The following is a 14154-nucleotide window of genomic DNA, read 5'->3' on the forward strand; positions in this document are numbered from 1 at the left end:
GTCAAGTTGCATAAATGAAATGTTCAAGTTACTCATTCAATAGACAAATTTACCTTTTAAAATAAATCTTTAAAATCCTTATTCTTCAATAAATATGAAAGTCCTTCTAAATGATCCCCAGTAATTCTCAATACAGCTGGTGGATGTCCTATCGTCGCAAAATGCTCTTGTGGCCGAATACGATTTGGTTTCATTACATCTACAAAATGGACACATTCGACTTTATACCCTTCTAATATTGCCTTTACTTGTGCAACACACGCTGTGTGAAGAGTGTCCCAGCCAATTCCCTCTAAACATTTTTTACTAATAGCATGGGGAACAGCAATTGTAGATCCTACCCCTAAATCTTTACGGTTACAAGCAATATTCAACATATATTTATATAAACTTACAATATATAGAGGAAATCTAAGATTTAAATTTAAATCATTTAAAACCATATCAACACCATCCGCAACAGCTTGCGTTAACGGATGAAGATCTTTTGCTGGAATAGCAAAATCAGCATCAATAAAGAGAAGTATATCTCCTGTCGCTTCTTGTGCACCAATTGCCCGTCCTACATCATGCCCTAATCTTTCTTCATAAACAATTACTGTTGCCCCTGATTGCTTAGCAATTGCTTCTGTTTGATCTGTTGACCCATTAATGACAACAATTATTTCTTTCGGTTCAATTTTTCTTGCCTCAAGAATAACTTCTTTAATCGTTGATTCTTCATTTTGTGCTGGTATAATAATTGATAACTGTTTTCCATTATAAATAGAGGAATTCATTCCCCATCCTTTATGGAAACGTGAATAATTCTTTTGGTTTTTTAACTGCTCTATAATTTCTCTTTTTCTTCCTCCATCTGTATAATTGCCTCTATCATCTTTTCGTTGTAACCAACTCTCCAAAGCTTTTATATTTTCTTTAATCTCATATACTTCTAATTTAGTTAATCCATTTTTATAGAAAGAGGTTTTGTTTGCAGGCATATTATTCAAGGAGGTGTTAGTGATGGCTGACGAGGATTGTAGTCGCCACCCTTTCTCAATAAGAGTTACTTGGGACAGAATAGGGTTCTGCAAGATATCATATCCAATGTCTTCAATTGCTTTTTTAGTAATAGCATATGGCATGGATAACATCGAATCATATTTTAAATCCATACGCCCCAATACATCGTTTACTATTTTTCTATACACCATAGCAATGCTTGGCCATTCTACTCTCATCTTTTCAAAACAAACCGAGTCTATATTATTTAAAATTACATCCTGTTCCTTTTTTAGTATCGGTTCTATAAATCGTTCTAATTCTACCGAAAAAATAACATCTTCTCCATTTAAAAATAAGACTACATCACCATTGGCGACTTTTGCCCCATGAACTGGTGCTTTCCATTTACTTTTCTCCTCAATCACAACAACGTTACTTTCAACAAATGTTGGTATAGATTGTATCGCACTCATTCTATCATCAGCTACAATAATAATTTCTAGTGGTTTTATATGCTGCACTTTATTTAAAATTTGATTCAATTTTGATTTTTCTTCTCCTAAAACTATAACAACTGATAGGTCCACTTCTTTTTGTTCTTCTTTTACAGTCTGATTAGGTTTTACTTTTTTTATATATTCAATTGTTTCACTCTTCCCTACAGCTGCATGCCCTGCTTTTTTATCAAAATATAAGTCAATTATAATTTGATTTACTTCCGTGTCTTTATCAAGTTGCTCTAATTCGGAAATAAATGGTAGCAAATGATTTTGCACATCAAATTCACACGCGAAATTTTGCAAAAAATAAATATTCGGTACATATTTAATGTGATTAAAAAATTTCACAACATTAATTCTTTCGCCAAATTTCTCTTCAACTTCTTCTCTTGATAAATTTGGATAAGACAAATCGAAAACTAGATTTATTGGTACAGGTATCCATTTTAATAAATTTGTTTGAGGATTATTAATGAAAGCTGTGGAGCCCTTAACGAATCCAGCTAAAATTAAAGACATAAATCCTCCCCCAGAACTGCCATAAAACAACACATTTTTCGAATCAACTTTTAACTTTACAAATACTATTTCTAAAATATTTGCTATATCTTGTAAATAAAATCTATTTAACTCTCCCTGTCCCCAACCTAAAGATAATTTTCCAAGATATAACGTAGGGTCATTATAATATATAACAGTATCTTCAAATTCATCCATCCAAGAATGTCGATGAAAAATAGGTGGACCAATTGGCTGTTCTTGAAACCCACCTGCTCCGGATCCAAAAACAATAGTGTTAGAAGCATCGGGCTTAATACGAATTAAAAATTCATAGATTACTTTATCCCAATCAACCTTGAGTATAAATGGTTCTGTAATTTGAAAATCCATTTGCCATAATTGTTCATATGAAATGTTAATTATTTTATACTGGTCTAACAGTTTAATCACCCTTTCCATCCATTTCGAGTTGTTCTATCAAGTAAGAGAGAGCTTCAACGTGATCACCAATGATTCTTAATACTGCTGGAGGATGCCCATTGTGACTTACATTTTCCTTTAAACGAATTCTATTCGGTTTTACAACATCAACGTAATGTACACATTCTACTCTATACCCTTGTAATATTGCTTTTACTTGTGCAAGACTAGGGCATAGTAAGCTTTCCCAGCCTATTGCATCTAAACATGATCTACTCATAGCATGTGGAATTGCTACTAATGAGCCATTGCTTAATTCTGGACGATTATATGCTAAATTAAGCATATATTTTACGACGTCTACAACATAAAACGGAGGGTGTAACATCGGATTCAAATCATTTAATGCTATGTCTACACCAGCTGAAACTGCTTTTGTAAAATGATGCAAATTACTTCCTGAAACACTAAAATCACCATCAATAAATAAAAGAATATCTCCTGTAGCTTCAAGCGCTCCAATAGCACGTCCAACATTATGACCAAGTCGTTCGTTATATTCAATAATAGTAACACCAAGTCTTTTAGCAATATTAGCCGTTTGATCTGTCGAACCATTTACAACGACGATGATTTCTAGTGGTTCTATTTTTCTCGCCTCAAGTATTACTTGTTCTATAGTCTCTTCTTCATTTTGTACCGGTATAATGACAGAAAGTTGTTTCCCGTTATAAATTGAAGAATGCATTCCCCACCCTTGATGATAGGAAGGGTATCGCTTACATTCACCTAGTTTTTGAACAATATCTCTTCTTTTTCCTGCATCAGTAAACCCTACTCTTCTTCCTTTTTTCTCTATCCATTTAGCTATACCGCGTAAATATCTTTCTACTTTCTCTTTTTCATTTTTGGATAACTCTTTTTTTATTAAATATCCTCCTTCCTCTATAGTCTCATCTTTAGATAACGTATTGATTGCATATTGATCGTTAATCCGCCACCCTTGATTCACAATCTTCATATGAGATAGAACGATATCTTCCATATAATTAAAGCCGATATTTTCCACTACTTCCTTCGTAAGCGCATATGGTAACGAAAGTATTGAATTGCTTTTTAAATCTGGTCGACTTAAAATTTCATTTAACATTTTTCTCCATACAATATCCATATTTGGAAATTTACCTATTTCTATCAATTTATCTATTTTATTTAAAACTACATCGGCTTGATTTGTAACAATTGGCTCAATAAATCTCTGCATTTCATTTGTGGATAACGAAAAATTTCCATCTAAAAATAATAAAACTTCTCCTTTTGCTGCCTTTATACAAGCTCCATATCCATCATAATGCTTATTATATTTGTCCATAAAAACAATATGACATTTATGTTTCTTTGCTATTTCATACAAATTACTTCTATCGTTAGGAACTAAAATTATAATTTCAAGAGGATTTAGCTTCCATATAGATTGAATTGACTCTTCTAATATTTGCTCTCTTTCACTGTACAAAATAATAACCGTTAACGATTTCATTACACGCCCCCTTTACACATCATGTGACATAAAATATTAAGTATTACCATTTCCTATGAATTTGCTACTTTATTAACATATTCAAAAGTGAATTATACTGTGTGAAAACAAACGTCTATTTTTAAAAATATAATTCTGCACTTACCTCCTTTCTCTTATCATTGTTTGTTACAACTCTCACCATAAAAAACAAAAAAAGTCCTAATTTCTTTAGGACTTTTTTAAATAAATTTATCAATATTATTAATTTTATATACTACCTTTTTCCATGTTATACCGCGATCTTTTGTAGTAAATATTTCTTTTTTATTACACGCCCAACCTTTACGCCGATTAAAAAAATGCAAACAAAATACATTTTTTAACAATGGATTACTTGATACTTTAATCCATTTTGCTCCTTTTTTTATTATTTGATACACACTTCCATTTTCACTATTTATAACCCAGCCATAATAGGAACTAAAAAACGAAACAGCCACTTTACTAGTATTTATTGTTTTATTTGAAATATGCCACGAATTCCCCTTATCAAATGAGTAATTCATTAAAAATACATCATCATTCTTTTTAGTTGGTATTACTAATAAGTTATTTTTATAGATTGCTTTATAAGCCATAGTAGTCCCATTGTTAATTCCTTCAAGACTTGGAATATCTTTTACAGGATGCCAACTTTCCCCACCATTTATTGTTTTAAATACCGTTGATGTTTCATAATGTTTTTGTAATGAAATAAACCCAATTAGATCGTTTATAAATGTTATCCCTGAAATACTATCACTAATACTTATATTTTTTATTACTTTCCAAACTTTCCCTTTCGTTTTCAAATAGTATAAATTATGTTCAAATTTATTTGATGCAAGCTTTCTAGATAATACAATCCATATACTATCCATATTCGTAGCATGCAATTGTACTTGAACATCAGTCGATTTCTCCCAATCTTCTTCAACCGGTAAAATAAACTCACTCCACCTTTCTCCTCTATTAACTGTATAAAATATAGCTGGCAATAAATCGTCATTCTTTTTTGTTAAACCATATGCCCAAGAGCTTCGAGCGTTTATTGGATACCCAAATAATACAATTGAATTAAGAGGATTGACAACATCCCATTCTACTCCTCTATTTTGAGTATATAAGATAGCCTGCTTTTTATTTGTATATTGAATACTAGCCCAACCATATTTATCCGTTCTCATTTGTAAAGAAGTAAATTGAATATCATTATTTTCCAATATATCACCTCATTCTTATTATTTATATATTCGTATGCTATTATTTTCAAAACGTTCTATCATTAGTTATTTAAACCACCCGCTTTATCTACTATCTTTATACTTACTTTCCCTTTTCTTCACCACTCAAATATAACGAAATTCCTTCTATTTTTCCGTTATCATATACAAACGACTGTATTTTACAAAATTCAACTATAAAAAATGCACCCCAATTGTAAACTATCCCCAACAATTAGAGTGCACTTTATATAAAATATAGCTTTAATTTTTAAGCACTTACTACAGCAGCAACTTTATCTAAACAAATAATAAACTGATTCATAAATGCGTCAATTTCCTCTTTCGTAATAATATACGGCGGAAGTAATCGAATAATATTCCCTTGTGTTACATCGACTAACATTCCTTTATTCATTAGCTCAACCTGTAATTTCTTCACATTTTCATTCGTATCATTCAGACTAATTCCAAACATCATGCCAGCATGACGCACTTCCTGTATATAATAAGAATTTTCTTTCTGAATGTCTTGCAGTTTGTCATTCAAATATAGTGACGTTTCATAAGCTTCTTGCATTAACCCATCATCAAGTAATGTATTTAATACCGTTAAACCTAAAGCTGTTCCCATTGATGAATGAGCAAACGTTGTCCCGTGATCTCCTGGTGAAAATACATCACATAACTTTTCACCTACAATAATTCCTCCTAGCGGTATCCCGCCTCCTGCTCCTTTACCAATTTGAATAATGTCCGGTGTGATATTAAAATTTTGATAAGCAAATAGTTTTCCCGTTCGACCCATACCACTTTGAACTTCATCAACGACAAGAAGTACATTATATTTTTCACATAAATTTTGAACACCATGCAAATATTTACTTGATAAAGGATAAATTCCCCCACTTCCTAAAACAGGCTCTAGCATAATCGCAATTGGTTTTTCTTTAATAATGGTCTCCTCTAATTGGTCTATATTCTCACGCTCTACTTCGTATACAGGAATAGATGTTTTAGGGAAATTTTGATATACCTTTTCTTGTCTCGTAAAATGTAGTGCCCCTAACGTCCTCCCGTGAAAACTATCTTTTAACACAACTACTCCGTCACGCTCCTCATTCGCAATAGATCTATATTTATCAATTAATTTTAATGTCGTTTCTGTTGCTTCCGTACCAGAGTTTGTAAAAAAGACTTTTCCGCTTTTTAAAGTACACTCTACTAATTTCTTTGCATACTCAATTGCAACTGGGTTTAAGAAATGAAACGGTAAATGCAACGATTTCACAACTTGCTCCATTGTCGTTTGTACAATTTTAGGATGATTGTATCCTAGTACATTTACTCCTACGCCAGAAAATAAATCTAAATACTCTTTACCATCTACATCATATAGTTTACATCCTTCTCCTCTTTCCATTGCAACCTCTGTCCGACAATATGTAGACATCATATATTCTTTATCTAATTGAAACCAATCCGACATGTTAAATTCCTCCTAGTTATTTTTCCTTTTTTAACGTTTATTCTCTATATAATCGTTTATAAATTAAGTTTTAAGATTGAAATTTTAATAGTGGTTTTCTTCCACATTTTTTATTAAAACGTGTGCTTTCTCTTCCCGATATTCATTTTTCCATAATTTCTTCTATTTCAACAGGTCCACTACATATGTGTTTTTTTCATCTAGCGGTATGTTACTGCTTTGAACTTTGTATGTCATACATAATCGAGACTATAAAATCATATTTAGTAACAATCGACGAAAAAATTTGGAGGCTATATCGATGAATGAAAAATATGATAAACATAGGAAAGAATTATTAGAAGAAGACTTTAATAAACATCGAGAACTTACTGAACCAGCTAAATTCCACTCTCAAACAGTTGGTTCACGTGGACCCGTACTAGAGCAAGATAGTGTACTGCATGAGTCATTACAACAATTTATTCATGAAAAAATTTTAGAAAGACCTGTTCATGTAAAAGGATTTGGTGCGTTCGGTTATTTTCAAACGATATATTCGATGTCTGAACATACTAAATTAAGTTTTTTACAAAATTCTAATGAGAAAGTTCCTGTTATGGTTCGATTTTCGTTAGCTGTTAGTACGAAAGGAACACCGGATACTGCTAGAAATGTACGCGGTTTTTCCACAAAATTTTATTCAAAAGAAGGCATTTTTGACCTTTTATGTAATCACATTCCTGTTTTTTCTGTCCGTGATCCAATGCGTTTCCCTGAAACGATTCAAGCATTATTGCCTTCACCTAAAAATAACTTAATAGACCCCAATAGATTTTGGAGTTTTGTCGCTAAAGCACCTGAATCTATTCATTTTGTTGTCCGTTTATACTCTAATAATGGTACGGCCAAAAGTCTTCGCCACATTCCAGGACATAGTGTTAATACATATGTATGGAGAAATGCGGAAGGTAATCGAAAGTATGTAAAGTATCATTGGTACCCGTTTGAAGGTGTACAGTACATTACTAGTAAAGAAGCAATTAAACTAGCTGCCGAAAATCCTGATTATAGCGGGAAAGATTTATATGATGCTATTGAAAATGGTAAACCAGTGGAGTATGGTTTATACGTCCAGCTCATGGATCCGAAAGATGAAGTGCATCTTTCTTATGATCCTTTAGATGACACAAAAGTATGGGATGAACAGACGTATCCTCTCATACCAGTCGGGAAAATGGTATTAAATAAAAATCCTGAAAATTTTATGGAACAAGTAGAAAAGGTCGCATTCTCTCCTTCTAATTTACTGGATGGTGCAGAACTATCAGATGATAAAATGCTGCAAGGGCGCGCTAACATTTACAGTGATTCACAAAGAAGAAGAATTGGTCCAGAATTTCGCAAATTAACGATTAACCAGCAGCAAGATTGGACACCTGCTAATCAAATTACAACCGGTGAAGGAAGGTACGTTGAAGGTAAACTTGAAAGAACTTCTATAATGAAACAGGATGACTTTACGCAGGCTGGTGAATTTTATACGAAGTTACAGCCAATAGAAAAAGAACATCTCGCTGAAAACTTAGCTAGTGATTTGAAAGTTATATCCGATGATATTAGGGAGATCGTTTTGGGGTATTTCAATCAAGTATCAACTGATTTGAAAACAAGTATTGAGACAAAAATGAAAGAGCATTAAGAAGATTAAAACATGCTTTACGAATGAGAATTCAAATCTATATTAATTATTTTCTTGTCAAAATCCAATGAGGTTATTTAATTTGAAAATATAAAGCCAACATATCCCTGTTCTATAATTAGAACAGGGATATGTTGGCTTAGTTTAATGTTTAACATTACATACTTTATTTCGCTAAAAAATGCGATAAGTAGCCTTTCAAAACAAACTATAGTAAACTATTTTACTTGTACCGTATAATTCCCTGTTCCACCACCATACTTATATACACTTAAGTAATATTTCCCTGGCTTTGCATTATAATTTCCAAGCAATTTGTTTCCATCACGTTTTGTTGCATAAGCTACATAATTATTTAAATCTGATTCAGAATATAATACCCAGTTCAGTCCAAGATTTTGTTCGTTCGTAACAGAAATTTGTAAATCTTTTTGATCCTTTACATCAATAACAAATTTATCCCCCTGATCTTGATCGCTCAAGGTTCCTCTTAACAAAATATTCAAAGATAGTGGGTTTGCTGTTTCAAATGAATTATTTGGTTCTTTTTCTACAGCCGTACCTTCTTCCGTATTCACTCCGCTAAACACAACATCATATTCAAATTGCCCAGCATTATTTACACGGTAATTTACAAAATAAGCAGTCAATGTTTTATATCCAGTCCACTCTTTTCCTGAAAGACGTTTCAACATATCATTTGTTGCTTCATTCATCACTTTCCAGTCCTCAACTTCTCCTTTAGCCACACTTCCTGTATATGTCCCCTGTAGTGTAAATGTATTAAAGAATTGTGATGTATTCTTTGTTACTTTCACATCTTTTAATTTCGCTTCATTCGTAATATCTGAAGTAACGTCCGAAAGCGATTTTGGATCATGCTGAGTTAAATACTCATCTGATACTTGTGGAATTGTATACTTATCGCGATTATCAATAAGCATTTGCATATAAGATTGATATTCTTCATTTAACTTATTATCTTTGCTTAATGTAGCACGGTATGCATCGTAACTTGAAACATCATTTGCACGAATTAAATCATGTACTTTATCGAACATTTCTGGACGCTTATTATACATATATGATTGCAGTGCAAACGAATAATTATAAAAATCCCACGTTCCATATTTCGCATTTAATGTTTGTGATGCTGTATAACGTTTTGCAGGATCATTAGATAACCCACCAATTATACTTTTTCGCGGTACTACACTATCTAATCGCGTTGCACCTGCAAAGAACTCTGCATTCCCTTCTTCAAACCATGTTAAACGTTCATTTTGATACATTTCCCCTTGGCCCCATAATCCCTGAACTTCGTACCTTCCCTGTAAGTAGTGCGTAAATTCATGGCGGAACAATTCTTCCAGACTATAAATACTTTGCTCTGGTGTACGTTCATATGTAAAGAAAGTCCCTGTCCCTTCAATATAAATCCCACCATTATTCGTTTCATATCCGTACAGTTGACGATTAAATTGATACTCATCTGGGCTATTATAAATAACCATCGTTAACACATCATCAGCATGTCCACTTTCAAGTGGTTTATCGCTACCAACTGTACGATAAAATTGAGAACGCACTTCTTTTGCCGCCCAGTATAGACGTTTAATTTTCTCTTCGCTAACTTTATCCCCAGCTTTAAAGACAATTGCTCCATCATCAAACGTATACGTTTTCGGTAAATATTTCTTTTTACCCTCTTCCCGAATTTGATCTAAATTTACAGTTTTTCCATTCGCATCTATTCCTCCATAATTTGTAGTAATTTGTTCTGCCGCAACAAAGTATTGCTCTCCTAAATATGGATAAATTCGCATTGCATCTGTAACAACTTGTTGTCCTTTTGTCGGCGTGCTATGAAGCTTGCCCAATCGGCCAGCATAATAAATTCCATTATTAATTAACCATCCGTTTTTATTTGTTACTGTACCAAGTAGTGCAAAACGATTTACTTCATTAATAAAGTTATCGATATTCCGAAACCACATCGTATCTTTTGGCTCTTTTCCAGTCGTGTACATATCCGTCTGAATATCAAAGTCAATTCCCTTCATCAACTCATATATAGCGTCTCCTTTTGTTCGGTCTTCAATGAGAGTTGCAAGATTATCATTATATTGTTTAAAAATTTCACCTGCATATAAAACCGTTTCAACATCTGCTGATGCATTTCCAATTAATTTTCCATATGATGCAATTACTTTATTTTGTTCTGATGTACCAAGTTTGAAATTTGGATTTTTTGCAATTGTTTTTAAAGCTGGTAAACATTTATCATGGTAGCTACGCTCATTTAGTTTGCTTAATTCATCATGGTAAAAACCTAAATAAAACGCTGCACGTAGAGCTTCTACTAATGTTTCAATCCCTTTTGAATCATCTTGCGTATAAGCTTGTCCTTGTTCTGCTAGTTTATTAATAATCGCTTGCATTCGGCTATCATCTTGATAGAATTTAAGACTATCACTATTAAACTGAAATAATTCCGGAATTTGATACCATTTAATTGTCACAAGAAGATCAGTTAATTGTTTATTATTTAATTGATTTAACTCAGCCATCGAATACTTTTTTTCTTCAGCTAACGGCTTAATATTATCGGTTGGTGCTAGTGGACGCTGCGATAAATCCGCTAATTTTAACCGTTTTGTAAAAGATTCATTTTCTTGTACTTTTGAAGGGTGCGCCAATTCATCAACAGATTTCTGTATTCCTACCGGCTCCATTTGTAATACGTTCTTCACATTTTTCTCTTTTGTCTCTGCTTGAATTTGCAAACCATTACATGTTATTGTCACTAGTCCAACACCAAGAATCCACTTAGAAATTTTCGAATATTTAACCATACCATTGCCCCCTAGTGATTTAAATGAAAATTCATAATTTTAAAATCAAAAAACCACTTATTTGTATGTATTTACAGTTCCCCTATAAATACAACTATGATTAATAATGCAATAGTAGCTTGTTTTATACTATTACGAGTACAGATTCCTTACATACAATCTCCCTTCCTTACATGTAATACAAGCAAAAACCGTGCCAATCATATTTCTTATGAATAGCCAACATTCTTTTATAAATACTGTAGAATAAAATATACATAGGTGTTTCGGCAATGTATAAATCATTTGACACAAAATCTAATGTTTATGAAGAACGAATTCATTGAATGTTATAAATTCATTAGGCAGTAAATAATCCCCAATTATTAAATCTCTCAAAAAAAGGTAAACAAACATATTCCATAAAGCTAATATGTTCGTTTACCTTTTTCTATTTCAAATCAACAGCAAAATATCGTTGAATAAAAACAGCATGAATAAGTATTTTGTTATTCATTTCTCTTTTTCATATAATCTTTTTCACATTGCAACGGCTTAAATTTCACTTTTTTCCCTTTCTTCTTTTTCGTTTTTATAACGAGCCATTCCCCTTTTTCAACGTCTAGTTTTAGGCGTTTCATTACATTGATATTATCTTTTTCTTTATAAAGTAAAAATGCTTCTTGTGCCCTCACAAATAAGCTGGGCTGTTCGCTAAATCCACCACTATCATAAATTTTAGTTAGCGAATTATAATAAGAATCATTTTCCTTTCCACCATACATCAAATGAGCAGCCTCCAGATCTCTTTTACTTACTTCCCAAAAACTATGTTCATCAATATTTAAATTAAATGTGGATTTAATGTCCTGTATTATATTCTTCACATGCTTTTCATCTCTAACTTTTCTTTCTTCGAGACAATCCGAAGATAATTCTGGTGCATCTGATTGGGAATGTACAACGTGTTGTATCGATACACACAGAATAAATACGCTTAAAATGTAAAATATTTTTTTCATATTTACATATCACCTCAAATGATTTAGATACTATATCATTTGAGGCTTACAATATTCTTATGCTAATAATAAGAAAGATCCTATAAATTAAAATTTTTATAGGATCTTTCCTTTTAATATTGCTTTATCAAATTCACGGGCGGGGCAACTACCTTACTACTTTTCACATCATATAATCCTATAGGTGTTACTCGTATAAAAGGCAAGTGCGTCGCAGAAAAGAATAAAATTGTAAATGCTGGATCATCATGCGCGTAGCCACGCTCTTGTAGTAATTTCACCATCTGTTTCTCTTCCTGTATTAATTCTCTCATTTTTAAATTAGACATAATCCCGAGCAATGGTAATGCTATTTCGTGTAATACTTCATTCTTTTCAGCTATTACCATTCCCCCGCCAAGCTCTTTTACTCTACGAAAAGCTGTAAGCATATCTTCTTTTCTTTTTCCGATAAGAATGATGTCACCTGTACCAGAATAAGAGCTAGCAAGCCCACCTAGTTCTTTCGCAAAACCTTTCACAGCTATATTCACTTGCCAACTGCCATCACGAGCAATCATCATAAAGAAACATTCATCATGATCTGTGGACAATTCATCACAGTCTATATTGATTTCACTAGTGTATGGTTTTGTAATAACGTTATTTAATAAGTGTATCCCCGTTTTATTAGAGAAAATCATATCCTCTTTTTCTATGGACCAATCTAATGATAATGGAGTTACTTTATGTTTACTCCAGTCTATATGTAATGCTTCATGTGTATTTACACCGTCACGCTTCACCCATTTCCCCTTTGCAAGGACACTGATTGGTACTGGGTTTTCTTTACTTTCTAAAATATTGATATTAGCAATTCTACCTGTCGCAATCGAACCATGTACATGTTCCATATTATAATAGCGAGCAATATTATAACTTGCCATATCGTATGCATCTATTACTGGTACTCCTTGTTTTATCGCGGTAGAAATCATAACGTTTGTCATTCCATTCTCATAAAACGAAGGATGTGAGCCGTCTGTTGTAAAAAAGAATCTATCAAACTGCTTTACGCCTAGTTCCAACAATTCTTTCAGTAAAACTTCTAAATCTGGGCGGATTGAAGAATTTCTTAAGGAAACAGTGTAACCTTGCATAAGACGAGTGAAAGCTTCCTGCCCTGTCATCGCTTCATGATCACAATCTGTACCTAACAGTTTTAACTTCGCTAAAGTCGTTTCAGATGCACCCGGAAAATGTCCTTCTACTTTCTTTTGCAATCGCTTCGTTTCCTGCACCCAAGTTAACATTTCATCATCGCCATGTAATAGTTTTGGCCATGCTGTTAGCTCGCCACCTTGAAGAACCGCTTCATGCTGCAGCCACTCTATTATTTCTTCACTATTAAACAAAGATTCCCCGTTTTGCAATTCAGTCTGTCCGTCAAAACGGCACCACCAATACATACTTGCTGGAATCTTATTGAATTCATCTAATAAACGAAATGCTTCTTCACGCTTTAATGTGAAAAATAAAGTTAAATTATCATTAATAAAAGTTGTTGTCCCAAACTGCATCGCATGATTCGCTAGCGTCTCTGGGTTATACAACTGATACGGATGTGCATGTGGTTCTATGTAACCGGGTACGACATACTTTCCTTCGCAATCAACAACTTCACACTCCGTTAATTGCTCTGGCAGCTGCTCCCCTACGTATACAATTCGATCATTATATATCCAAATGTTCGCTGTCATCCACTCGCGCATATAAGAATTTAAATATGTTGCATTCTTTAATAATATGTGTGTGCTTCTCTTACCATCTAGTACTTCAACATGTTCTCGTAATTGTTTATTACTCCATTTATAATGATTTTTCCCCATTGTATTCAACTCCAAATCAACTCATAATTATTTTGATTAAAACGAGTAATATTTAACTAACTAAAGTA

Annotated in this window: 8 protein-coding genes; 1 reads left to right on the top strand and 7 read right to left on the bottom strand. The window is 32.9% G+C overall.

All coding sequences use genetic code 11. The features are described from left to right. Positions 1 to 56 precede the first annotated feature (56 nt). The 4 genes from ACTFRU_RS03225 to ACTFRU_RS03240 form a co-directional block, all read right to left on the bottom strand. Positions 57 to 2378, bottom strand: coding sequence for a glycosyltransferase (locus ACTFRU_RS03225; RefSeq protein ID WP_440037546.1), 2322 nt, complete (start codon positions 2376 to 2378; stop codon positions 57 to 59). A gap of 52 nt (positions 2379 to 2430) precedes the next feature. Then, positions 2431 to 3948: a glycosyltransferase family 2 protein gene (locus tag ACTFRU_RS03230; protein WP_440037459.1), complete on the bottom strand. Its 1518-nt coding sequence runs from the start codon at positions 3946 to 3948 to the stop codon at positions 2431 to 2433. Positions 3949 to 4169: 221 nt separating this feature from the next. After that, positions 4170 to 5192 (bottom strand): hypothetical protein, encoded by a 1023-nt coding sequence (locus ACTFRU_RS03235; protein ID WP_440037460.1) that lies wholly within the window; start codon positions 5190 to 5192, stop codon positions 4170 to 4172. Between the two features lie 271 nt (positions 5193 to 5463). Further along, on the bottom strand, positions 5464 to 6681 hold the full coding sequence (locus ACTFRU_RS03240; RefSeq protein ID WP_001286474.1) for an aspartate aminotransferase family protein: 1218 nt from the start codon (positions 6679 to 6681) through the stop codon (positions 5464 to 5466). A 301-nt stretch (positions 6682 to 6982) separates the two neighbouring features. Here ACTFRU_RS03240 and ACTFRU_RS03245 point away from each other — a divergent pair, with 301 nt between their 5' ends. Next, positions 6983 to 8362 (top strand): catalase, encoded by a 1380-nt coding sequence (locus ACTFRU_RS03245; RefSeq protein ID WP_001003612.1) that lies wholly within the window; start codon positions 6983 to 6985, stop codon positions 8360 to 8362. Positions 8363 to 8580: 218 nt separating this feature from the next. Here the strand turns inward: ACTFRU_RS03245 and colA are convergent, their stop codons facing one another. The 3 genes from colA to ACTFRU_RS03260 all read right to left on the bottom strand — a co-directional run bounded on the left by colA (position 8581) and on the right by ACTFRU_RS03260 (position 14086). Further along, complete coding sequence (gene colA, locus ACTFRU_RS03250; protein WP_440037461.1) at positions 8581 to 11217, bottom strand: collagenase ColA; 2637 nt, start codon at positions 11215 to 11217, stop codon at positions 8581 to 8583. Between the two features lie 488 nt (positions 11218 to 11705). Further along, positions 11706 to 12218: a hypothetical protein gene (locus tag ACTFRU_RS03255; protein WP_000719373.1), complete on the bottom strand. Its 513-nt coding sequence runs from the start codon at positions 12216 to 12218 to the stop codon at positions 11706 to 11708. Between the two features lie 113 nt (positions 12219 to 12331). Next, positions 12332 to 14086: an adenine deaminase gene (locus ACTFRU_RS03260; protein WP_006917936.1), complete on the bottom strand. Its 1755-nt coding sequence runs from the start codon at positions 14084 to 14086 to the stop codon at positions 12332 to 12334. Positions 14087 to 14154: the final 68 nt, after the last annotated feature.

The organism is Bacillus cereus group sp. MYBK220-1 (assembly GCF_051916445.1).
GTDB lineage: Bacteria > Bacillota > Bacilli > Bacillales > Bacillaceae_G > Bacillus_A > Bacillus_A cereus.